Here is a 24,010-nt window from a genome sequence, read left to right on the forward strand (position 1 = left end):
GGTGAAAGACCCATTCGGACTCGTGTAAATCCGGCTAAACCGGGGTGGCCGTGGCCACAGGGGGCAAAGGCCGCACCTTGGGGGGGCGCTCTTTAAAAATTGGCAGCCGCCCGTAGAGCGAATCGCTGTAGAGCACCGACAGAAACACAATGCCCTGGAACACCATCACCGTGGCGTCAGGCAGGCCATGGCTGCGCTGCAAAATGCCGCCGCTGGCGAGAATACCGCCTAGGAGCAGGGCCACCAGGCTGGCTGCGATCGGGTTGTGGCGGGCAATAAAGGCCACCAGCACGCCGCCGTAGCCGTAGTTCGCGTTCAGCGATTCGTTGGCGCGACCGTGGACGGCAGCCACCTCAACCATCCCCGCTAGACCGGCACAGGCTCCGCCCAAAAAGCAGATTGCCAAGGTGAGCTTGCCCACGGGTAGCCCCGCCACCCGCGCCGCCCGCACATTGCCCCCAGCGGTGCGCGCCGCAAAGCCAAAGGTGGTGCGCTGAATCAAGAAGTAGGCCAAACCGCAGGCAATTAGCCCCAGCACCAGACCGTAGTGCACCCGGCTGCCAGGCAAATTGCCCAGCATGTGCATTTCAGGCAGGGGATAGCTAGAGGGCTTGTTGAGGGAGCTGGGGTCTTTCATCGGGCCGTTGACCATGTGGTTGAGCAGCGCGATCGCGATGTAGTTCATCAGCAGGCTGCTAATAGTCTCATTCACCGCTCGGTAATGCCGCAGCGCCCCCACAATGGCAATCCAGATGCCGCCCGCCGCCATCCCGGCCAGGGCCATGCCCAACTGCACTCCAGGGGTGGGCAACCCCCAACCTCCCAAAGTGAGGCCACCGGCCACAGCGGCCAGCCCACCCAGCACCAGCGCCCCTTCGTTGCCGATAATCACCAGGCCCAGCCGAGCTGGTAGCGCCGTACACAACGCGCTCAGCATCAGCGGCGACGCCTGAATCAGCGTGTTTTGAAACGAACTCCAGCTGCCAAAAGCAGCGCGGTAAATCGAGTAGTAGACCCCCAACGGGTTCGCCCCCGCCAGGCCGCAAAACAGGCCAAATATCACCAGCGCCGCCAGCAGCGCCCCAGTGGGAATGCAAATTTTTTCGAGAAGACTCCGCCAGCGATCGCTCATAGTCATGCTCCTTACTTTTGCCAAGTAGTTAGGGGTAGGTGAGGGTTAAATTTTGAATTTTGAACTTTGCATTGAATTCAAAATTGAGAATTCAAAACTCTTCCTTTCACTTACCCGACACTCCCCATCACCCCTTCCGCCAGCCAGTTCATCTGCTCTAGCTCGATCGCCGTCTGCCCCAGCTCCTTGCCACCAGCAATGATGGTTTTGCCCTGGTTGTCTTTGATTTCGCCTTTGTAAATCACCAGTTCTCCAGAAACTAGCTGGGCCTGGGCGGCCTCTGCGGCCTGCTGGGCTGAGGCGCTCACCGCCGGGCCAAAGGGCGACAGCTTTAGAAAACCGTCTTTAAAACCGCCCCGCACCAGGTGGGGAATGCCGCCATTCATCAGGGTTTTACCCTGCTGCAACAGGCTGATGTAGTTTTTGTACACGTTCGACCAGTCCCACTCGGCCCCGGTGAGGTAGCCCTGGGGGGCCAGTTCGGACTGGTTGGCATGGTAGCCCGTGGCAAAAATGCCGCGCCGCTCGGCGGTTTCCATCACCACCTTGGGGCTATCTACATGGCAGGTGAGTACGTCGATACCCTGGTCGGCCATGCTGTTGGCCGCTTCGGCCTCGCGCACCGGGTCGGCCCAGTCGCCGGTAAAAATCACCTGAGTTGTCACGCTGGGGTCAATGCTGCGCGCCCCCAAAGTAAAGCTGTTGATATTGCGCAGCACTTGGGGAATGGGCTTAGCGCCGATGAACCCCAGCCGCTTGCTGTTCGAGGCGTGGGCGGCGACAACGCCCGCCACGTACTGAGCTTCGTCGATGTAGCCAAAATAGCTGCCGACATTCTCGGGGTGTACCCCCTCTTGGTACAGGCCGCCGCAGTGGAAAAACTGCACCTCGGGAAAGTCTTTGGCCAGGGCCAGCACGTGGGGGTCGAAGTAGCCAAAGGAGGTGGCAAAAATTGCCGTGGCTCCGTCCAGGTCGATCATGCTGCGGATGGTTTCCTGCACCGCGTTGGTTTCGGGCACGCTGGCCTCCTCAGAGGTTTTAACGCCGTCGAGGGCGTCGAGGCTGGCGCGGCCCTCGGCGTGGGCCTGGTTATAGCCATAGTCATCTTTGGGGCCGACGTAGATAAACCCCGCGGTGAGGGTGTCGCTGCCCCCCGCTGCTGTGGGGGAGGTGCTGCAACCGCTGAGTTTTACCGTCAGGCCAAAGGCACCGGTGGCCAGCAATCCCCGAATTGCCTGGCGACGGGTCACCTGAAACGTGGGTTTCCGCATGGGGGATTCTCCTTAGTGAGGGTGAAAGATAGTCCAAGCTGAGGCGCTGAATGTAAGGAGAGATTACCAACACAGGCTGGGCTGGGAGGTGCGAGGAAAGTTCGCCAAAAGTACGTTTCTAATCGGATAGAGCGCGGTCGGCTCGGCAAACTGTTACCCAAGGTACAAAGTTGGGGGTAGCGCTTGGCTAGGATCAGCCCCATAGAACTCCCCCTAGGCCCCATGCCGCTTCGGTTTTAGTACAGCGAGTAGCCTTGGATACACCACCATGACCGATGACGATGCGTTAGGACTGGTTGAGCGGGTTCTCGCCGAGCGTGGGGTGGCGCTCAGCCAGCTTCAGGCGACGTTATTTCAGCAGGCCTGGGGCGATCGCACCTACCAAGACATGGCCCTGGCCCTGGACTATGAGGTGGGCTACATCAAGCAAATGGGGTCTGACCTGTGGCAGTGCCTCTCTGAACACCTCGGAGAAAAAGTCACCAAGCGCAATCTGCGGGCGGTGCTGGCTCGCCAGCTCAAGACCCCTGACCTCGCAGCCAGCAGCCCCAGTGCAGCGCCTTTTCGGCGTCGCCACGACTGGGGCGATGCCGCTACCGCCACGGTATTCTACGGACGCACCGACGAGCTGGCCCAGCTACAAGACTGGGTGCTCGGCGATCGCTGTCGGCTGGTGGGGCTGTTTGGCATGGGGGGCATCGGCAAAACCACCCTGGCGGTAAAGCTGGCCCAGCAGGTGCAAGACCGCTTTGAGGTGGTGATCTGGCGATCGCTGCGCCATGCTCCATCGGTCAACGACCTGCTCAAAGACTTGCTGGGGGTGCTATTGCCGGGAGCCAACACCGCCGCTGAGTTTGATAGTCTGTTGCGATCGCTGCTCGATCAGCTGCGCCAGCACCGCGCTCTGATCGTGCTCGACAACGGCGAAACGATTTTGCAGCCGCGCGATCGCACCGGCACCTATCAGCCGGGCTACGAAAACTACGCCCAGCTCTTCTACAGCCTGGGCAATGTTGACCACTCCAGCACCATCGTGCTCACCAGCCGCGAAAAACTCAAGGAGATTGCCCAGCAGGAAGGGGCGACCCTACCAGTTCGCTCCCTGCGTCTAGGGGGGCTGCCGCCCCCAGTCGGCCAGTCAATTTTCCAGACTCGAGGCCAGTTTATAGGTACCCCCACCGACTGGCAGCATCTGGTCAACCACTACGCAGGCAACCCTTTGGCCCTCAAGATGGTGGCTGCCGTGGTGCAAGACTTTTTTGATGGGCAGCTAGGGCCATTTGTGCAGATTTTGGCCCAGGGGGACTCGGTATTTGGCGACATTCGCGATCTGCTGACCCGCCAGCTCGATCGCCTTACAACCGTCGAGCAGCAGGTGATGGCTTGGCTCGCCATTCATCGCGAGCCCGTTACCCTAGCGCAGGTGCGCGCTTACCTGGTAGCTCCCCTGGCCCTAGGCGAGCTAATCGAAGCCCTCACCAGCTTAGAGCGGCGATCGCTAATCGAGCGCGATACCCCACGGGCCAATGCTCGCAGCACGCGCTTCACCCTCCAGCCCGTGGTGATGGAATACATGACCGACTGGCTGGTGGAGCAGATCAGCCAGGCCATTTTGGCTCCGCCGACCATTGACCCCGGCCCGCTGCACACCCACGCCCTGGTTTTGGCCCAGGCTAAAGACTACATTCGCGACAGCCAAACCCGGCTAATTCTGCAACCCGTACTGGAACGGCTGCGACTGCGCCCTGACAGTTTGGCCCAGCGCCTGCGCCACCACCTCGACACCTGGCGCGGGCAGAGTTTGCCGAGCTACGCCTGTGGCAACCTGCTCAATCTGCTCCAGCAGGCTGACGTTTCCCTAACAGGCTGGGATTTTTCTGCTCAGACGATCTGGCAGGCCAACCTACAAGACAGCACCCTGCACAACGCCAACTTTGCCCAGGCCAACCTGTCGCGATCGGTGTTTAGAGACACCTTTAGCCAGGTGCTGGCGATCGCCTTTAGCCCCGATGGCCAGCTGCTCGCCGCCAGTGATGTCAGCTACGAAATTCACCTGTGGCGGGTCAGCGATGCCCAGCCAATGCTCACCCTGCACGCCCAAGACGGCTGGTGCTGGGCGGTGGCCTTTAGCCCCAACAACCAAACCCTGGCCAGCAGCGCCAACGGCACCATCGACCTGTGGGATCTCAAAACCGGCGATCGCTACGGTCAGCTCAAAGACTCCTCCAGCCGAGTTTTTTCCCTCGCCTTCAGCCCCGACGGGCGCTTTCTGGCCAGCGGCTGCGAAGACCACCAGATCCGCGTGTGGGATGTGCGAACCCAGACCCTAGTTCACAGTTTGGTGGGCCATACCGACGAAGTGCGATCGGTGGCGTTTTCGCCCCAGGGCTACCTGCGCGGCGGTCTGAGTCTGAGCAATTCGCGTAATGGTTCGTTTCAAAATCGCTCGGCCAGTCATTCCTTGGCCAGTGGCAGCTACGACGGTACCTTGCGCCTGTGGGACTTGGCCAGCGGCGACAGTATTGTCATGGCAGCCGGGTCACCTGTGTGGTCGATCGCCTTTAGCCCTGACGGCCAGACCCTAGCCAGTGGCCACCACAACGGCAGCATTGGCATTTGGGATGTCGTCACCCAAACCAGGGTGCGATCGCCTCAGCCCGATCCAACGGAACTTGCAATTCAAGGGCAACAGGCGGTGCGCTCTGTGGCCTTTAGCCCCAACGGACGCACCCTGGCCAGCGGCGGCGATGACCAGATTCTGCGCCTGTGGAACTGGCAAACTGGGCAGATTGATTGGGCGGTCAAGGGCCACAGCAGCTGGATCTCAAACGTCGCCTTTAGCCCCGTGGGGGGAACATCCACCGAAGAGAACGGCTATGTCTTAGCCAGCGCCAGCGAAGATCAGTCTGTGCGCCTATGGGATAGCCAGAAACACCAACCCCTGCGAGTGCTGCGCGGTCACAACAGCGGTGTGTGGTCAGTAGCGCTGCACCCGCAGGGTGACTACTTGGTCAGCGGTGGCCAAGATCGCCAGGTACGCCTGTGGCCGCTGACCACCCAGGCTCCTCCCCGAGGGTTTACCGGGCACGATGGCTGGGTCTTTGCTGTAGCGGTTAGCCCCGATGGCCGCTGGATTGCCAGTGGTGGCGAAGATCGCACCGTGCGCCTGTGGGATAGCGAAACTGGGAACTGTCGCGCCACCTGGGCCGACCATAGCCACGAGGTCTGGGCTCTGGCTTTTTGTCCTCGGGGTGCGATCGGGGGCGATCGCCTGGCTAGCGGCAGCCTCGACAGCACCATTCGCCTCTGGGATATCGATCGCCAGATGAACTGTGGCATTCTCACTGGCCACACTAGCGGCGTTTGGACACTGGCCATCAGCCCCGACGGTCGCCGCCTGGCCAGCGGCAGCCAAGATCAAACCGTGCGCCTGTGGGATCTTGAGTCCCAGACTTGTCTGCAAACCCTACCCTGCGAAGGCAGCTGGGTGCGGGGACTAGCCTTCAGCCCCGATGGTCGATTCCTCTCCAGCGGCGGGTCTAACGGCTATGTCATGCTGTGGGATTTGAAGCTGGGCCACCGCACCGTCATCGGCACCCACCCCAGCCTGGTGCTGGCCGTGGCCTTTAGCCCCGATGGCCAATGGCTGGCTAGCTGCGGCGGCGATGCCACCATCAGGCTGTGGAACCTGCGCACTCGCCATCCCCAACAGCCCCAGTGTCACCAAACCCTTTGCGGCCACAACAAGTGGGTGCGATACGTGACCTTTAGCGCCGACGGCGATCGCCTCATTAGCTGTAGCCAAGACGAAACCATTCAGGTCTGGCAAAAACTGCCGACCCCCGACGGCTTTATCTACTGTCACGCCCAAACGCTGCGCGTGCCCCGTCCCTACGAAGGCATGGCGATCGCTGGGGTAACCGGCCTCACCGACGCTCAAAAAGCGGCCCTAGTCGCCCTGGGGGCCAGCGAAACCCCGGCCCTCAGCCCCACGCCCTCGATCGCGCCTCTGTATTCCCCGTAGAGTAGACTACACTCCAGGTATCACAACTGCCCCTAACCGCTGGCTCTTGGCCCATGCCAGAGCACCCCAGCCCTAGGTTTGGAGCAGTTAACCTTATGTTGACCCAGAGGTGGCCATGACATCTGAATTTGCCGTCGGCGATCGCGTCCGCCTCGCCGCCCTGCCCCCCTATTTCAAAACCGCCGACCCCATGCCCATGCTGCGTCCCGCCGATACGATTCCGTTGGGGGCCGAAGGGGTAATTCTCAACCGTCGCCCCGGCGGCTATTGGGGCATCAAATTTGATAAAGGGTCTTTTCTCGTCGATAGCCAGTTTTTAGAGCTAGCAGAAACCCCGGCAGACTAAACTACCGGGGCCTGCAAGTCATCCCTTGTTACCAACTAAGCTGGCGAGACTTCAGTATCGGCCTCAGCAGCGGGGCTATCTGCCGTAGTTTCAGCAGCATCGCCTTCCGTAGCGTCACCTTCAGCAGCGGCGACGGTGTCTGCTGCAACGTCATCTGCTACCGTCTCTTCCGGCGCTGCTTCAGGCTCCTCGACCGCCTCAACCTTGGGCTTGGGTTTAGGACCGCGCATGAGAGCGGGAGGGACTGAGGGCTTGCGATCGCGATCGTCGCGATCGCGGCCTCGACCACCGCCGCCACCCGAGCGCTTACCCTGACTCCTAGGGCGCTCCTCGCCCCCGCCGCCGCCGCCGTCTTGTTTCACTCCCACGGTAATAATTTTTTTCTTGGGCTTCTCAGGGGAAGCATCCGGCGTGTCTGACATGACTTTACAGTAGTTAACGTCGTGGAGATCTTACCCCGAATCTGGCTCTGGCCCAATCTCGATCTATCAGACAGCAGCGGCACTGTCTGATAATTCCATCGCCCACAAAAAAGCCCCCTTTTATAAACTGAGGCCGCCCAAGGCCTGATGGCTGGCTTCCTGAGGGGCTAAGGCAAAATTGCTAAGGCCTGGCTGAAAAGTCAATCGACGACCCGCAGTCTCCCCTGGCTAAGCGCTTCATAAACCCGATTGATCAAGGCGGCATCCTTGGGGCTTAGGTCACGCTGAGAAAACATGGCCATCAATTGCTGTTGGTCGTTTCGGGTTAGGCGACGGGCGGCAAACATTTGTTCGATGGTCTGCTCAAGGTTTGACATGGTAACGCACTCTGATTGGTCGAACCGTGGCTATTCCGGGGAATGCATAACACAACCTGAGTGTTACCCCCGAAAACTATAACGCTTTGTATAGTACCTCGATTTTACTGAGTGACCAGAGGGGCGGCATCGGCGGGATAACCTAGTTTCTTCATCAAGAGTTGTGCACCTGGGAGAGTACATGTCCGTATTCTCACGGTCGGAGCCTGGCGATCGCTGAACGGGCTCCGCCACAGCACTGCTCTGAAATCAAGAGTTCACCGGGTATACTCGTGCCATAGGGGTATAGAGTCAACAGCTAATGCAATACCTGGCGAAGGTTCAAAAAAAAGCATTTTTGGGTGGTGCAGAACTGCTGCTGCTGGCCGAACAGACCTCTGAATCGACCTGGGCGCTGCTGCCCTCAGAACGCATCGTCGAAACCACCCGCCTCCTCGCCTTTCAAGAAGGCAATCTGGTGCTGGTAGACCTCGACAACCTGAATCAGATTGTAGCGGTGCAAGATGCTACCCCCTGGGTGCTCGGCTTAGTCGAGCACTATCTGGCCTATGGGGTCACCCCCGAAGCCCTAGAGCAAGAAATTGAGCGGGCCGAACGGTGGCGGCAGTCGCTAACCCTCAAGAGCCAAGAGGTCGATCGCCGCGCCCTCGAAACCGCTGCCCGCCGCGACGAAATTCAGGAGCTAGAGCGCAGCCTGAAGCAGGAACGCGAGGAATTAGAAACTCGCTGGCAGGCGTTGCAGCAGATGCAGGGGGAGGGGGGTGAGGAGTGAGGGGTGAGGGGTGAGGGGTGGATGGGTGGGGAGTGGATGGGTAGATGGGCGAATGAATTGTTTATCGCCCAAGTGCAAGTTCCCCACTCCCTACTCCCCACTCCCTACCCCCTACTCCTTACTCGCCTAACCCCCTACTCCCTACCCTCAGACGCTTGCCTATGCCCCAACATCCTGATTGAATAGGGGCATTAAAAATGAAGTTTTATGACGGGAAGGCCCTATGTATATCGTGCAGATTGCTTCGGAATGTGCCCCAGTTATTAAAGCCGGGGGGCTGGGCGACGTGGTTTACGGCCTTAGCCGTGAGCTAGAAAACCGAGGCCACTGCGTCGAGATCATTCTGCCTAAGTACGACTGCATGCGGTACGACCACATCTGGGGGCTGCACGAGGCCTACAGCGATCTGGTGGTGCCCTGGTTTGGTACTGACATTCGCTGCGATGTGCTGTGCGGCTGGGTGCACGGTAGGCTCTGTTTCTTTATCGAGCCCAAGTCGTGGGAGATGTTCTTTAACCGGGGCTGCTACTACGGCTGTGATGACGACCCCATGCGCTTTGCCTTCTTTAGCAAGGCGGCGATGGAGTTTTTGCTGCGCAGCAACAAGCGCCCCGATGTGATTCACTGCCACGACTGGCAGACCGGGCTGATTCCGGTGATGCTGTTTGAGATTTATAAGTACAACGGCATGGAGTTTCAGCGCACGCTGTACACCATCCACAACTTCAAGCACCAGGGTTTTGGCGGCAACGAGATTTTGGCGGCGACGGGCCTCAATCGGCCCGAGTACTACTTTCAGCCTTACCGACTGCGCGACGACTTTAACCCCTTTGCGATCAACTTTATGAAGGGGGGTATCACCTACGCCAACCACGTCAACACGGTGTCGCCCTACCACGCCTGGGAGGCCCAGCACACTGACCAAGGCTTTGGTCTGGGGCACACGCTACACACCAATCAGCACAAGTTCTCAGGCATTCTCAACGGCATTGACCCAGAGGTCTGGAATCCGGAGAGCGATCGCTACATTCCCCACCACTACGGGCTGGCCACCTTCGAAGACAAGGCGCTAAATAAGAAGGAACTGCGCGATCGCCTACTCCTGAGCCAGAGCGACAAACCCCTGGTAGCCTTCATTGGCCGTTTGGACGATCAAAAGGGCGTCCATCTCGTCCACCACGCCATGTACTACGCCCTAGAGCGGGGGGCGCAGTTTGTGCTGCTGGGCTCGGCTACCGAGAAGAGCATCAACGACTGGTTCTGGCACGAAAAACTCTTCCTCAACGACAACCCCGACGTGCACCTGGAGCTGAGCTTTAACGAAGAGCTGGCCCACCTGATCTACGCTGGGGCCGACATGATTGTGGTGCCCAGCAACTTTGAGCCCTGCGGCCTCACTCAGATGATCGGTCTGCGGTACGGCACTGTGCCCATTGTGCGCGGCGTGGGCGGCCTGGTGAATACCGTCTTTGACTGGGACTATGACACCCTGCATGGGCCGGAGGAGCGCAACGGCTTTGTCTTCTTCCAAAATGACACGGTGGCCCTTGAGTCGGCGATGAACCGCGCCTTTGACATTTGGAACCAGGAGCCTGAGATCTTCAAGCAAATTGCTCGGCAGGGGATGGCCTACGACTTTTCCTGGAATCATCCGGCTCAGGCCTACGTCGACCTGTACGAGTATGTGCGCCACAAGTAGCGTAAGATACAAAGCATCCCTGCGAGCAGCGCTGGTTTGACGGTTGCTTGATGGATGTAAAGCTGATGTGGGGCTACCCTGCTGACCTTAGCGATCGCCCCCATGAAATGGGCAAGCTTGGGGATAGGCCTACCATCCAGCACCCTAAACGGTGTCTGTTAAATGAATGTCTGCCGGATCTGACGCCACCCTACCTAAGCTCACTCGCGCCAAGCTCCTCCGAGGTCAGGGGGACGCCCTCTATGCCATTGGTCGTCACAGCGAGGCTCTGTCGCGGTTTCAGGCCGTGCTCACCCTTGACGACACCGACTACGAGGTGTGGACGCTGCACGGCTTTTGCCTGGCTGCCCTGAAGCAGTTTGAGGCCTCAATCGAAAGCTTTAACCAGGCGATCGCCCACAATCCCGACTACGGCTTGGCCTGGCACGGCAAGGGGCACGCCCTGGCTAGACTCAGCCACTTTGAAGAAGCCGTTACCCACTTAGAGCGAGCGGTCAAGCTTAGCCCCAGCGACAACAAAGCCTGGTATAACCTCGGTACTGCCCAAAACCAGCTGCGTCGCTACTGCGATGCCGTCGTCAGCTTTGGGCACAGCCTCAAACTCAGCCCCCAAGACCACCGGGCTCGCTATAACCAGGGAGTTGCTCTCTGCGGCCTGCACCGCTACGAAGAGGCCCTTCAAGCGCTGCACCAGGCCCTAGGCCAAAAGCCCGATGCCCACTACATTTGGAACCAGCAGGGTACGGTGCTGATTCAAATGGGGCGCTATAGCGAGGCCATTCAGAGTTTTGATATTTCCCTCAGTCACCAGACCCACAACCCCAACGCCTGGTATGGCAAGGCCCGCGCCTATGCCATGGCCGGTGACCTAGAGCAAACCCTCAAAAACCTCTACCGCACCTTTGTCCTCAGCCCCTACATGTATCGGGTAATGGTGCAAATTGACGCCCATTTCGACACCATGCGCCACCACCCTCGCTTTAAACAGCTCGTGGATGGAGCCCAGTAGGCCCAGAATAGTCAGCAGTGGCGTAATCCTGTACGCTTAGCGCCCTAGAACGGGGTGATATAGTGACCTGCGAATAACTACAGGACAGACAAGGCGATGGGACAAACACCGGCAACACCAGCCACTGGCGGCACGGTGGCCATTCGTGGAGCGCTGTTAGACTGCATAGCCGATCCCTTTTACGTCCCTGAAGCTCAGGCTATGCGGTATATCCCCGATGGGCTGCTAGTGGTGCAGGATGGTCACATTGCAGCCCTAGGCCCCTACGAGGAGATATCCCCGACTCTAGGCGACATCCCCATCAGCAACTACACCGGCAAGCTAATTACCCCCGGCTTTATCGACACCCACATCCATTACCCCCAAACGGGCATGATGGCCGCCTACGGCGAGCAGCTGTTGGAGTGGCTAAATCGCTACACCTTCCCGATCGAGGGCAAGTTTGCGGATGCGGCCTATGCTCGCACGGTGGCCGAGCTGTTTCTAGAGGAGCTGTTAAAAAATGGCACCACCACGGCTCTGGTGTTTGCGGCGGTGTTTCCGGCCTCGGTGGATGCATTTTTTGAAGTTGCCGAAGACCGAAACCTGCGCATGATCAGCGGCAAGGTGATGATGGATCGCAACGCCCCTGACTATCTTTGCGATACGGCTCAGTCCTCCTACGATGAGTCGAAGGCGCTGATTGAGAAATGGCATGGGCGGGGGCGACTGCTCTACGCCGTCACCCCACGGTTTGCGGGCACCTCTAGCGAAGCCCAGCTAAAGCTGGCGGCCCAGCTGCTGGATGAGTTTCCCGATGTTTACCTGCACACCCACCTGTCAGAAAATATTAGTGAGGTGGCCTGGATCCAGGAGATGTTTCCCCAGTATTCGGGCTACTTGGATGTGTATGACCAAACGGGGCTGGTAAGGGCGCGATCGCTGTTTGCCCACGGCGTGCAGCTCACCGATGCCGAATTTCAGCGGCTCTCTGAGGCCAAGGCGGCAATTTCCTTCTGCCCCACCTCTAACCTGTTTCTTGGCAGCGGCCTGTTTCGCATTGAGCAGGCCAAGAACCCTGCATATCCGGTCAAAGTGGGCTTAGGCACCGATGTGGGGGCAGGCACCAGCTTTTCGATGCTGCAAACCACCAACGAGGCCTACAAGGTGGCCCAGCTTCGGGGGCAAAAGCTTTCGGCCTTTAAGGCACTGTTTCTCGCCACTCTAGGCGGAGCTAGAGCGCTGTGCCTGGAAGACAAGCTGGGCAGCTTTGACCCCGGCAAGGAGGCCGACTTTGTAGTGCTCGACCCCCAGGCGACGCCGCTGCTGGCGCTGCGCAATCCAACAGGAATTCCTACCACCCTGGAGGAACTGGCGGATGTGCTGTTTTCGCTGGTAATTATGGGGGGCGATCGCGCCGTCACCGCCACTTACATCATGGGAGAGCTAGCCTACAGCTCAGAATCCCCCTGCACTCCTTGAATAATCCGCGATAGCTCGCTCTTTTCATCCACCGCAATCCGGGTGGGCGAACCACTGATGATCCGCTCCAGGTTGCGGAAGGAGTCTTTAATATCTGGCCCCTGGCTGTTGATCGTGTACTCGCGAATGCCCTTGTCGTGCCACGAGCCACGCATCTTAAACACGTTGATCGCCCGCGACAGCTCGCCCCGCACCTCCACATATTGCAGCATCAAAATCGTGTCGGTAATGGTCGAAATGTGCGACTCGGTAATCGAGTGCAGCCCCATAAACTGCTCGGTGGTGTTGGTGAAAAAGCCCGTGATCTCCTCCTGCTTGGCAAAGCCGGTTACGCCAATTACAAACTGCCGGAAGGAGTTGTTGCTGACGCCGCGATCGAGGGCCGAGAGCGAGTCGATCGCCACCCGAGACGGCTTAAACTGCGAAATCTCGGTTTTGATAATTTGCAGATGGTCTTCTAAGCCCGCCGACTCGGGGTAGGCGCAGATGATCTTCAAGAGCCCCTGCTCCTCCATCGCCTCAAAATCGACCCCCCAGGAGTAGGCGTTGCGGGAGAGCTGGGCGCGCGACTCTTCGTAGGCAAACAAAATCGCTCGTTCGCCGCTCTTGCAGCCGTCCACCAAAAACTTGCTGACCAGCAGGGTCTTGCCCGTACCCGTGGCTCCGGTGGCGAGAATAATCGAATCTTTGAAGAAGCCGCCGCCGCACATTTCGTCTAGCGTCGGCACCCCCGACGACACCCGCGTGTTAGACGATCGCTGGGTCAGCTGCATCGCCCCCAGCGGGAAGATATTGATGCCGCCGTTGGTGATGGTAAACGGGTACTCCCCCTTCATGTGGGTAGTGCCCCGCAGCTTGAGAATCTCCATGGTGCGGCGGCGGCGCTCCCCCTCCAGGGCGTTGCGCACAATCACCACATTGTCTGAGACAAACTCCTCAACGCCAAAGCGGGCCACCGGGCCATACTCATCCAGACGCTCGGTGGTCATCACCGTAGTCACGCCCATCAGCTTCAGACGGGCCACCAGGCGGAAGATTTCCCGCCGCACCACCGAGGCCGCATCATACTGCTGAAACACCGCCGTCACCGAGTCGATCGAGACCCGCCGCGCCTTGTATTTACGGATGGCGTACTGAATGCGCTCAATCAGCGCCGACAGGTCAAAGTTGCCCACCACGTCCTGGCCTTCGGGGTCGGGGGAGGCGTCAAGAATAAACAGCTTGCCGTCGTCCACGAGGCGCTGCAAGTCCCAGCCAAAGCTGTAGGCGTTTTGAATGATGTCTTCGGGCGATTCTTCGAAGGTGACAAATACCCCCGGCTCGTCAAACTCGGTGATGCCGTTGTAGATAAACTGCACCGCAAACAGGGTCTTGCCGGTACCCGAGGTGCCACTTACCAGGGTCGAGCGCCCCGCCGGCATGCCCCCGTGACTGATGTCATCGAAACCTTCAATCAGAGTACGAATTTTTCGTACCCCAGCCGGGTGGGCGGAGGGCTGCAAATCAGTTTGGTCAGAATCTGTCATGGGAGATCGATAACGTCATGGGCAAAAAACTGCCCTTAATAAATTAGCAGGACATCTTACTGAGGATTAAGCATACCCCGAACCAGTTGCCCTACCGGATTTAAGCGAGTTGGGCACCAAAAATTTAGAATTACCTCACGGGTCGCCGGGGGCGGAGCACAGATAGTGATGTCTCCCAACTGCTGACAAAGGCTAGAGCCATCGGTCGAGGTGTGGTGCTAGCCATAGATGTCGTCTTCGCGCAGCTCATCGTAGAGCAGGTCGAGGCCAATCAGCACGCGCTCGCGATCCGACAGGTCGCCAATAATTTTGCGCACGGGCGGCGGCAGAATCTTGGCCAGGGTAGGGGTGGCCAAGATTTTGTCTTCCTCGGCTAGCTGAGGATTTTTCAGCACGTCGATCACCTTGAGGGCATAGACGCCCTGAAATTCTTCTTCCAGGATATTGTTGAGGGTTTTGAGGGCGCGAATGGAGTTGGGGGTATTGCCCGCGACGTAAAGCTTAAGGATGTAGGTCTTTTTGATGGAGCTCATAGAACCCTCTGGGCTAAGCAGGAACAAGCATGATTGTATCGAGAGATTTTGGGGCAAGGACGGCGATCGCCCTAGGGTTCACGGGGGATCGATCGCCGGTACATTTCGCACAGGTGGGCAATGACGTCGATCAGGGTGAGGCGATAGTCCAGCAAGATCTCCTCACTGCGCCCCTCTAGTTTGAGCTGTTTTGAGAAGTGATCCATTAGCTCCATATGAATTTCAACAATCTGAGCCACAGAAATATCGGCCATGAACGCCTGATCGACAAAGTCGTCGATTAGCTGATTGAGGTTGATTTTTGCATCCTTGGCAAAATAGCCCAAGACAATCGTGCGATAGTCGGTCTTGAGCTGACCCAAAAACGCCGCACGGTCATCGGGGCTCATGTGGCGCAAAAAAGAGCTGGAGCTGCGTTTGTAATAGACGCCTAGGTAGCCTAATCGAGCTTTAAGTTTTTCTGTCAGGCGACGTTGCTGGGCGCTGAGACTGTTAGAGAGACTGTCAGCATTGGCGGCGGCAGTTGGGGATGAAGCCTTAGGATTTGGCAGCCGTAAAAATCCCTCGATAGCGTTTTGAATGACTTGGTCAAGCTGGGGCAAGGCATCGACAGCGCGGTGCACTAGGGCTCCGGGGTAGGGTTCAGGCCCAATAATGGGTACCGCGTTAGTCTCAAGCGATGGGTCAGTGGTAGAGTTTGGCAGGTCGATTAGCACCACCACCGGCAGCATCAGTCCGAGCTGCATCAAGGCGGGACGCAGAGCCTGTCGCCAAACCTCGTCATCGACTACCAAGCAATCGGGTAGATCGGGGCGACTCTGGAGCCAGTCAAGGGCATCGCCAAGCACAGCCGTTTGATGCACTGCGTAGCGGCTAGGATCCAGATCTAACTCGGGATTTTGCTTGACCTGATCACCGTGGGTCAGGATACAAATTTGAAGAGGAGCAACCAAGGGGCGACAGGGGTAAGCGGAATATGAATGAGGCCTTGGACAACGTTCAGGGCACAACAGCCAGAGGCTATCTGGGCCAGAACGGATGACACCGGCCTAGGAGATATCAGGATATTGTCAATTGTAAAGGGTGGTTGCCAGAATACGGTCTGCCCCTTAAACCTGGAAGCAAACCCCTTGGGGAATAAGCCCATGGCGCTGCCGCCCCTCGACCATGTTTTGAGCCCTGTTCCGGCCTACGGTTGGACGACTCCCCTGGGCAAAATTGCCTATGCCCTGGGGCAGTTAGGGGGTGATCTCCCCAGCCACATTGTGGTGGTCAACGACGAGCAGCAGCCCCTGGGGGCGATCGCCGTCGGGCAACTCTGGGCGATCAGCCACGGCACTTCGCGGCTGGGCGGGTCGGGGGAAACCGCTACCCTACAGTTGGCCGACTGCCAACCTTGGCTAAAACCCGTGGTTAAAATAATGGCCAGCGAGTGGGGCGATCGCGCGATCAGCACCAGACTTAGAGCCCTAGTCCTAAAAGCACCGGCTGGGGTCTGGGTCGGCATTGGCACCGACGGTCAGTACCTGGGGGTAATCAACCCCGTTCAGCTCGTGACCTGGCTAGCAGAGTGCGAAGCCGACTCTAAATCAGAGCAAAAAACCGGCGATCGCCTTGACACACCGTCCTTGGAGTTAGGACAGCAGGCTTGGGTGCTTGAACTCAGCCACGCCCTCAAGACCCCTATGACAACCCTGCTGGGGCTATCGACCCTGCTGCTTGACAGTCGGGTGGGGGTGCTCAGCGATCGCCAGTTTCGCTACGTCAGCCTGATGCGGCAGGCCATTCGCAAGCTAATGGGCCTCATCAACCTGCTGCTTGACTGGATGCGGCTAGAGACAGGCCAGCTCAGGCTGCTGCTCCAGCGGGTGTACCTTGAGCCCCTGGCCCAAGAGTTACTGCCTGGCTTCTTTAGCACCCAGCCTGAGGGCAGCGGGGCAGTGGCCATCTGGGCCGAAGACTTTACAGTGAGTTTAGCGATCGCAGAGGGGTGGGTGCAGGCCGATCCGCTGCGCTTGCGCCAAAGTCTTCACTATAGCCTGGGCTATCTAATCGCCTACGGCGCAACCCCCGGCGGGCTGGTGATCGAGCCCTGGGGGCCATGGCTAGGGATTACCCTATGGAGTTCAACGTTTATCGTTGACCCTGGCCCACCAATGGAAACGGCGATCGCCCCAGATGTCGAAGTTCAGCCGGTTCCCCAATCGTTAGACGGGTTAGGGCTGGCCTTGGCCCGTCGCTTCACCCAGCTCCAGGGCGGGGAACTCAGCAACTTGAGTGCGCCGAGCTGGGGTAGCCGCCTTACGCTGCTGCTGCCCCAGTTCGGGGCAACCGATAAGAGCGACACCACGCTAGTGCTGCTGGCCAGTGCTAGCCAATCCATCATTGATCAGGTCTACGGCAACCTGCGGGACAGCCCCTACCGCCTAGCGGTGGCTCCCTGCTGCCAAACCCTAGCGGCCATGCAAACTCGTCTCGCCCCCCCCTGTACGCTCATCCATTGGGAAGGGCTGGCCGATGCCCCGGCTGATCCGGCGGCTCAGATGGCTCTCCTCCAGCACCTAGAGATGCCTGGGGCAGTGGCCCTGCGGTCAGCTTTAGGGGATGCGGCGATCGCCACAACCCCTGAAACCACAACCCCTAACGCCGCAATACCAAAGATGCTATATCTAGAAACCCTGACGCAGACATTGCGGCCTACGCTAGATCAAATTTGCCGGGTGCCATCGCTGTCGCTGCCCCTCCCCGACGGGCTGACCATGCTTTTGCTGCGCCCATCGGGGGGGGGCAGAGCGCTACCTCCCCTGGTGTACACCTGGCTACAGCGCTACCACTGTCGCCTGTTGGAGGTAGACGATCTGCAACAGGCCAGCCTGCTGAGCCGGGTCTGGCAACCTAAGGCCGTAATTTTAGACCGGGAGATACCGATCGCGACCTCCTATCTCCAAGCGCTGGCCCGCCATCCAGACCTGGCCCGCCTGCCCCTGATTGCCCTGACGCCCCTGGCCGAGCAGGACACCGCCGCCCTGGGGCTATCCCTGGTGCTCTGCCCAGAGGTGCTGACCCAGCCGCCCGCCCAGGCGGTGGTGAGCCTCATGCGGGCGATCGCTCAGCACCATCCGGCCTCTAACGATTGAGCAAAAGCCGTTGATTTGGTTTGCGACGGCAAAATTGGCGCGTACAGTATAGTTGAGCAGCATTCTTACTCACAACTTTGGGCATATTGAGACCACCGCCACGGGCACTAAGACCGCCAAGCCAAGCCAATGACCTATGCACGAGCCTGAGATCCATCGCGTTAACTCCGTAGTTTCTCCTCCATCGGTCGGCTTTTTCGCATCCAACTCCGCCCTCTACTGGCTTACCCTGGCACTGCTGAACTCCCCCTACGAGAATGGTCAAACTACTTTTCTAACGCAGCCCCTGGGCACAGCGGCCCCTCAGCGGCTCATCGATGTGATGCCAGGCATTGTGTTTCAAGCCGATGGCGATACTGGCTGGTCCATGCGCTACCTCAGCGCTGGCTGTCACCCCCTGACCGGGTATCAGCCCGAGGAGCTGCTCAGCCCAGACTACCCAGCGTCGTACAACACCATTACCCACGTCGCCGATCTTCCCCGAGTTTTGGCCAAAATTCAGCAGGCAGTCAACCTAGGTCAAGCCTATGAGGTGGAGTATCGCATCCACACTCGCAGTGGCGAGGAAAAATGGGTTTGGGAAAAGGGATCGCCCACCGTCAATAGCCAAGGCCAGATCAACGGCATTGAGGGATTTATTACCGACATCACCCCCCTGAAACAGTCGGAGGCGGCCCTGCGCCAGGCGGAACAGGCCCTAAAAGCGCGGGAAGATTTGCTGGAGCTGGTGCTAGACAGCATTCCCCAATCTCTGTTTTGGAAAGACAGTCAGGGACGCTACCTGGGCTGCAACCAGGCCTTTGCCACGGCTATGGGGCTGTCATCACCCGCCGATATCGTGGGGAGCACCGACACCGCTCTGCCCCGCCTAAACGCAGAGGAAGCCGCCTACCGAGCCGCTCGCGATCGCCTGGTCATGACTGAGGGCGTCGCCGATCTCCGGGCCATTGAGCCCCAAACCTACCCCAACGGTCATCAGGGCTGGATCGACTGTAGCCGCCTGCCCATGCGCGATGCCGATGGCACTGTGATAGGAGTGCTCTGCACCTTTGAGGATGTAACCGCGCAAATTGCTTCCCAGCAGACCCTCAAACGGCGAGAACAGACCCTGGCGACCCTGGCTGAGATTCAGCGCCTGCTGCTGGCTTGGCAGTGGGATTGGCAAGGGCCTTCTATTTTGGCGATTTTTGCGGCACTAGGAGAGCTGGTGGGTGCCAGTCGGGTCTATTACTATGAGCTGCAAGGCAGCCAGGGTGAACCCCAGTTTTTGCGCCAGCGGATAGAGTGGTCGGCCCCAGGCATTGGGTCTACCGCTGGCGACCCCCGCTTTCAAACCCTGCCTTTAGAGCCTTTTAGCGATTGGCATGCCCAGCTGCGCCAACAGCAGACCATCAACCAGCTAGAATCAGACTTTTCTGACCTCCAGCGCCAGCTGCTGGGCGGCCCGCCGAGCAATGTGAAGTCGATTCTGCTGCTGCCCCTGACCCTGCAAAACCGGCTGCAAGGGGTGATGGGATTTAGCAACTGCATTGCCCCTCACCCCTGGGCCGAGGCCGACATTGACCTCCTCCAGGTGGTAACCGCTGACCTGGCCCTGGCCCTAGGGCGTCGCCATACCGAGCTGTCGCTAAAGCAGGCTGAGCTGAAATATCGCAGCATGTTTGAGAATGCCGTTGAGGGCATGTTTCAGAGTACGCCCGAGGGACAGTATCTAACCGTAAACTCCATGCTAGCTAGGCTTTATGGTTATGAATCACCCCAGGATTTGATGCAGACCCTGACCAATATTAACCAGCAGCTCTACGTGCAGCCTGGCCGCCGCCAGGAGTTTACCGAGCTGATTCAGGCCGGGGGAGCGGTGCTGGGGTTTGAGTCTGAGGTCTACCGCAAGGACGGGGCCATCATTTGGATTGCGGAGTCGGCGCGGGCGATCTATGACGATCGCAACACACTCATCGGCTACGAGGGCACCGTCGAAGACATTACCGATCGCAAGCGGGGAGAGGCGGCTATTTTGCGCCGCGATCGCCTGCTGCAAGGGGTGGCCGAGGCCAGCCAGTGCTTGCTTACCACCGCCGACATGCACCAAGCCATTCCCCAAGTGCTGGCCCGCTTAGGGGATGCGGCTACCGCCGATCGCGCCTACGTCTATACCCACCACCCCCAATCGATCACGGGGGAACCGGCCATGACCCTGCGCTACGAGTGGACTACTCCAGCCACGGCTCCCGGCATCGACCAGCCTCACTGGCAAGACCAGAGCTACCGCGCCCTGGGCCTAGAGCGTTGGCACACCCTTTTGCAGCAGGGCCAATCGATCTGTGCCCTGACCCGCCACATGCCTTCCGCTGAGCAGGAGGTGTTGCTCAGAGACGGCATTTTGTCGATTTTGATGGTGCCCATTTTCATTGACGCTCACCTGTGGGGCTACATCGGCTTTGACGCCTGTCAGCAGGAGTGGGAGTGGAGCGCCAGCGACGAGTCAATTTTGGTGGCGGTGGCGGCCAGCCTGGGGGGTGCCCTCAAGCGTCAGCAGACCGAAGCTCAGATGTGCTACCAGGTCTACCACGACGCCCTCACCGGGCTGCCCAACCGCACCTTTTTTGACCAGCATCTGCCCCAGGCGATCGCCCGCACCAGCCAAAATGAGCAGATGCTGGCGGTGATTTTCTTAGACCTTGACCACTTCAAAACCATCAATGACACCCTCAGCCACGCCGTCGGCGATCTGCTATTGCAGCAAGTCACCCAGCGAATCAGCGCCGCCCTGCGGGTAGAAGATATTGTGGCCCGCTGGGGCGGCGACGAATTTACGCTGATTTTGCCTAACCTGACCACCGCCAGCGATGCCGCCAAAGTGGCCCGACGCATTGCCGACCAGCTCACGCCCCCCTTTTTGCTGCAAAACCACGAGCTGCATGTCACCGCTAGCCTTGGTATTGCCCTGTTTCCCCAAGACGGCCAAGACATGACCACCCTGCTGCAAAACGCCGATGCCGCCATGTATCGAGCCAAGCAGCAGGGCCGCAACAACTACCAGTTCTACACCCAGAGCCTCAGCACCGAGGCCGCCCAGCGACTCAAGCTAGAAACCTACCTACACCACGCCCTAAGCCGCGACGAGTTTGTGCTTTACTACCAACCCCAGGTAAATGTTGTCACCGGGGTCGTGGTGCAGATGGAGGCCCTGCTGCGGTGGCAGCACCCCACCCTGGGGCTGGTGGCCCCAAACCAATTTATTCCCTTGGCAGAGGAAAATGGACTGATTGTGCCCATTGGCGAATGGGTAATGCGAACGGCCTGTACCCAAGTGATGGCCTGGCACCGGACGGGAATGCCCCTGGTCAACCTGGCGGTCAACCTATCAGCTCGGCAGCTTCAGCACCCCAATCTGGTCAACGTGGTCACCGCCGTGCTCAACGAAACCGGCCTGCCCCCTACTTACCTAGAGCTAGAAATTACTGAAACGGCGGCTATGGCCGATATGGCCGCCTCGATTGAGCGGCTGCGCGACCTGCGTCAGCTCGGCGTCAAAATCTCGATGGATGACTTTGGCACCGGCTACTCCTGCCTCAGCCACCTGAAGCAGTTTCCTCTCGACGGCATCAAGATCGATCGCGCCTTTGTCAAAGACCTGCCCCATAGCTCGGTTGACCAGGCCATGGTGAATGCGATTATTGCCATGGCCAAGGGGCTTTCCCTCAACCTAGTGGCCGAGGGGGTTGAGACCGCCGAGCAAACCCTGTGTCTCTACGAACTGGGCTGCACCGAAATGCAGGGCTATCTGTTTGGCTATCCCCAGCCGGCGGCGAAAGCCGCCCCCTTTTTGCAGGCTAGCCATGGCCAAAAATGGCGGGTGACGTAGGCATGGGTAAAGGATATAGGGTCTAAGGTTGAAGGCTAGACCCTATGCGCTTGTACCTTTCATCCCCGATCCCATGACTCCTCGCTACGGCGAAAGTCGTCGTTTAGGTGCCTAAACCAGGGCGGCCTTGAGGCTTTGGCAAAAGTCGGCAATGGTTTTCAGGGCGATCTCGGGGGTGTCGGCGGCCAAGCGTTTGACAAAGGCGCTGCCCACAATCACACCATCGGCTCCCCAGGCCTTGAGCTGCTGAGCCTGGTCAGGGTCAGAGACGCCGAAGCCGACGCCTACGGGCTTGTCGGTGGATTGTTTGAGATTGTCAATTAAGTCTTTGACGCGGCCTTGCAGCTCACTGCGGACGCCGGTAACCCCGGTAACGCTGACCAGGTAGACAAACCCTTGAGCCTGGGCAGCGATCGCCGCAATGCGATCGGGCGGCGAAGTCGGAGCCACCAGCAGTGTGACATCAATATTGGCGGCAGCGGCCCCAGCCAGCAGCGCATCGACCTCTTCGAGGGGCAGGTCAGGCACCACCAGTCCCGCAATCCCAGCCGCCGCCAGATCGGCCATAAACTGGTCAATGCCTCGGTTGAGGATGGGGTTGTAGTAGGTAAACAAAATCAGCGGTGCCTGCAACGGCGGCTGTAGCGCTTTCACCATGCCAAGGACAGCGTCGAGGGTAACTCCGTGATTTAGGGCACGGGTGGCCGCCGCCTGAATTACTGGGCCGTCGGCTAAGGGGTCGGAGTATGGCACTCCCAGCTCAATGAAGTCAGCGCCATTTTGGTCGAGCACCCGCAGGGCCGCAGCGGTAGTGCCGAGGTCAGGATCGCCAGCGGTAATGAAGGGAATTAGGGCGCATTCACCCCGCGCTCGCAGGTCACGGAAGCGATCGGAAACAAGAGCCATAGCGGGTTACCAAAAACTTAGTCCAAGGCAGGAAGCCAGCGAGGTTGGGCAAACATTCGCCCAATAGAGCACTCTAAGACAAGAGAGGCACTACGTCTATGGTTCGAGGTTTTGGGTTCAGGGGCGGGGGGAACGGGGCAACGATTGCGACTCCCTACGGTCGAATTGATTAAACCGTATCGATTTGACCATTGCATCGGGGACAAACTTGGTTGAGCCGCCGATCACCCTATACCCCTTACCCCCTAATCACCCTTTTCCTCACCGAGCTTGTCTTGAAGATCGGCCAACTGCTCGGGGCTGAGCTCGTCAAGGCGTTGCTGCAATACTGCCGACTCGTAGTTTTCCATCTGCTGATTGAGGGTCATGTTGTGGGTGACCACCCGCAGCAGGTAGCTGGCTAGCCAGGCCACTAGACCACCCACCATCACGACCTGGCTCCAAATGCCAGCGTTGATGCCGTCTAGGCCAAACAGTCGAAAGCCCAGGAACAGCCCGCCTCCGGCCAGGAATATGCCAATGCCAATGGCAATTACGTCAATCCGTCGCATAACCCCCTAAGCCTTGAGATTGCGGGGCTGAGGACGAAAATTTAGGAAGGGGCTAAACAGCAGCATGCCGGGGAAAAAGACGAACACGAGCCCGTATAGCAGCGTGCGCTCGACCGACCCTGCGATATACCAGCGCTGCCGCGCGTAGAAAATTAGCGCCAGGGGAATTACCACTAGGTAGACCCCAGCAATGCCGGCGTACGCTCCTGCCGCCAGTAAAAAGTCGTTTGATAGCGCTGGTATTGTCATGGCAATTGTCTACTCACCTAACTGTAAAGCCTGAGGGCTTGGGTGCAGGGCTTCTTGAGCACTCCGCTTAACCCAAATCATAGTGCCTCTTCGATGATTGTAAAGGGAAAGCCGGTGTGCGGCCCCAGATCACTCGTCCGCTGCCTGCACAGAGGCGCGATCGCCCGTTCTCACCAATCCCCCTTGAAGCACGCGCGCATACAGCCGACTGCTGCCAGGGTGGTGCTTTTGGCTGATGCGGCTAAAGCGGCGATCGCTAAACCACCGCATGATGGTGCGGCAAGGAACGGCATAGTCGGTAATCTCGAGCCACACTTGGTCGCCCAGGCAAAGCTGGCTGCCTGGGGCCAAGCTGGCCCAATCCAATCCGGCTAGGGTGAAGTTTTCGCCGACGCTGCCAGGGGCGATGGGATGCCCCTCCTGTCGCAGCAGTTCAATCACTTCTAACGACCAGAGACAGAGGGCGCGATCGGGGCCACCGTGGAATTTGAGATTGCGCTGGCGATCGCCCTCTAGACCATCCCTAGTCACCTCACCAGCGGGCACCGGCAATTTGGGCACCCCACCAGACGAAACACTGATCTGAACAACTCGACCGGTGGGCGTCATAAGCTTAGTAGCCCCCCAGGTAAAGACTTTACAAATTCCATATAACCTCTGTGATAGGTTCTAGCTCAATTTACGGCAGAGCATTTTTATTGCCTGCCTAAATTTTTCAGCATCGGGGACT

The 24,010-nt window shown here is 58.9% G+C and carries 19 protein-coding genes; 8 read left to right on the forward strand and 11 right to left on the reverse strand.

Features of this window, described 5'->3' with window-relative positions; genetic code table 11:
• Positions 1-34: 34 nt before the first annotated feature.
• Positions 35-1,132, reverse strand: coding sequence for an ABC transporter permease (locus H6G07_RS17705; RefSeq protein WP_139297084.1), 1,098 nt, complete (start codon positions 1,130-1,132; stop codon positions 35-37).
• Positions 1,133-1,242: 110 nt separating this feature from the next.
• Positions 1,243-2,403, reverse strand: coding sequence for a BMP family ABC transporter substrate-binding protein (locus H6G07_RS17710; RefSeq protein WP_073609287.1), 1,161 nt, complete (start codon positions 2,401-2,403; stop codon positions 1,243-1,245).
• 268 nt (positions 2,404-2,671) lie between these two features.
• Between H6G07_RS17710 and H6G07_RS17715 the strand changes: the two genes are divergently transcribed.
• Together H6G07_RS17715 and sipA are read left to right on the forward strand one after the other, a co-directional pair.
• Positions 2,672-6,427, forward strand: coding sequence for a WD40 domain-containing protein (locus H6G07_RS17715; protein ID WP_073609288.1), 3,756 nt, complete (start codon positions 2,672-2,674; stop codon positions 6,425-6,427).
• Positions 6,428-6,542: 115 nt separating this feature from the next.
• Positions 6,543-6,773 carry a regulatory protein SipA gene (gene sipA, locus H6G07_RS17720; protein ID WP_073609289.1) on the forward strand — a complete coding sequence of 77 codons (231 nt, stop codon included), beginning with the start codon at positions 6,543-6,545 and terminating at the stop codon, positions 6,771-6,773.
• Positions 6,774-6,808: 35 nt separating this feature from the next.
• Here sipA and H6G07_RS17725 read toward each other — a convergent pair whose 3' ends face one another.
• Both H6G07_RS17725 and H6G07_RS17730 read right to left on the reverse strand, forming a co-directional pair.
• Positions 6,809-7,195 carry a hypothetical protein gene (locus H6G07_RS17725; protein ID WP_073609290.1) on the reverse strand — a complete coding sequence of 129 codons (387 nt, stop codon included), beginning with the start codon at positions 7,193-7,195 and terminating at the stop codon, positions 6,809-6,811.
• A gap of 200 nt (positions 7,196-7,395) precedes the next feature.
• Positions 7,396-7,572 (reverse strand): hypothetical protein, encoded by a 177-nt coding sequence (locus H6G07_RS17730; protein WP_171973039.1) that lies wholly within the window; start codon positions 7,570-7,572, stop codon positions 7,396-7,398.
• Between the two features lie 301 nt (positions 7,573-7,873).
• Here H6G07_RS17730 and H6G07_RS17735 point away from each other — a divergent pair, with 301 nt between their 5' ends.
• The 4 genes from H6G07_RS17735 (at position 7,874) to guaD (ending at position 12,513) form a co-directional block, all read left to right on the forward strand.
• Positions 7,874-8,344, forward strand: coding sequence for an HmpF-related protein (locus tag H6G07_RS17735; protein WP_073609291.1), 471 nt, complete (start codon positions 7,874-7,876; stop codon positions 8,342-8,344).
• Positions 8,345-8,567: 223 nt separating this feature from the next.
• Positions 8,568-10,043: a glycogen synthase GlgA gene (gene glgA / locus H6G07_RS17740; protein ID WP_073609292.1), complete on the forward strand. Its 1,476-nt coding sequence runs from the start codon at positions 8,568-8,570 to the stop codon at positions 10,041-10,043.
• A gap of 166 nt (positions 10,044-10,209) precedes the next feature.
• Entirely contained in the window at positions 10,210-11,052 is an 843-nt protein-coding gene (locus H6G07_RS17745) for a tetratricopeptide repeat protein (protein ID WP_084173263.1), read from the forward strand.
• Positions 11,053-11,148: 96 nt separating this feature from the next.
• Positions 11,149-12,513 carry a guanine deaminase gene (gene guaD, locus H6G07_RS17750; RefSeq protein ID WP_073609293.1) on the forward strand — a complete coding sequence of 455 codons (1,365 nt, stop codon included), beginning with the start codon at positions 11,149-11,151 and terminating at the stop codon, positions 12,511-12,513.
• On the opposite strand, the gene kaiC is transcribed toward guaD, so the two are convergent.
• From kaiC to H6G07_RS17765, 3 genes are all read right to left on the reverse strand, one after another.
• A complete protein-coding gene (gene kaiC / locus H6G07_RS17755) occupies positions 12,483-14,039 on the reverse strand; it encodes a circadian clock protein KaiC (protein ID WP_073609294.1) in 1,557 nt (518 codons plus the stop codon). The genes guaD and kaiC overlap by 31 nt on opposite strands.
• Positions 14,040-14,257: 218 nt before the next feature.
• On the reverse strand, positions 14,258-14,572 hold the full coding sequence (kaiB, locus tag H6G07_RS17760) for a circadian clock protein KaiB (protein ID WP_073609295.1): 315 nt from the start codon (positions 14,570-14,572) through the stop codon (positions 14,258-14,260).
• Between the two features lie 71 nt (positions 14,573-14,643).
• Positions 14,644-15,525 carry a circadian clock protein KaiA gene (locus H6G07_RS17765; RefSeq protein ID WP_073609296.1) on the reverse strand — a complete coding sequence of 294 codons (882 nt, stop codon included), beginning with the start codon at positions 15,523-15,525 and terminating at the stop codon, positions 14,644-14,646.
• A gap of 192 nt (positions 15,526-15,717) precedes the next feature.
• Between H6G07_RS17765 and H6G07_RS17770 the strand changes: the two genes are divergently transcribed.
• Both H6G07_RS17770 and H6G07_RS17775 read left to right on the forward strand, forming a co-directional pair.
• Positions 15,718-17,709, forward strand: a complete 1,992-nt coding sequence (locus H6G07_RS17770) for a sensor histidine kinase (protein ID WP_073609297.1) — start codon at positions 15,718-15,720, stop codon at positions 17,707-17,709.
• 136 nt (positions 17,710-17,845) lie between these two features.
• Complete coding sequence (locus H6G07_RS17775; protein WP_073609298.1) at positions 17,846-21,574, forward strand: bifunctional diguanylate cyclase/phosphodiesterase; 3,729 nt, start codon at positions 17,846-17,848, stop codon at positions 21,572-21,574.
• 111 nt (positions 21,575-21,685) lie between these two features.
• On the opposite strand, the gene trpA is transcribed toward H6G07_RS17775, so the two are convergent.
• The 4 genes from trpA to H6G07_RS17795 all read right to left on the reverse strand — a co-directional run bounded on the left by trpA (position 21,686) and on the right by H6G07_RS17795 (position 23,889).
• On the reverse strand, positions 21,686-22,480 hold the full coding sequence (trpA, locus tag H6G07_RS17780) for a tryptophan synthase subunit alpha (RefSeq protein WP_073609299.1): 795 nt from the start codon (positions 22,478-22,480) through the stop codon (positions 21,686-21,688).
• Positions 22,481-22,725: 245 nt separating this feature from the next.
• Entirely contained in the window at positions 22,726-23,031 is a 306-nt protein-coding gene (locus tag H6G07_RS17785; protein ID WP_073609300.1) for a DUF3007 family protein, read from the reverse strand.
• Between the two features lie 6 nt (positions 23,032-23,037).
• Positions 23,038-23,280, reverse strand: a complete 243-nt coding sequence (ndhL, locus tag H6G07_RS17790) for an NAD(P)H-quinone oxidoreductase subunit L (protein ID WP_073609301.1) — start codon at positions 23,278-23,280, stop codon at positions 23,038-23,040.
• A 129-nt stretch (positions 23,281-23,409) separates the two neighbouring features.
• Positions 23,410-23,889, reverse strand: coding sequence for an MOSC domain-containing protein (locus H6G07_RS17795; RefSeq protein WP_073609302.1), 480 nt, complete (start codon positions 23,887-23,889; stop codon positions 23,410-23,412).
• Positions 23,890-24,010 lie beyond the last annotated feature (121 nt).

This window comes from Phormidium tenue FACHB-1052, assembly GCF_014696675.1.
Taxonomy (GTDB): Bacteria; Cyanobacteriota; Cyanobacteriia; order Phormidesmidales; family Phormidesmidaceae; genus Nodosilinea; species Nodosilinea tenuis_A.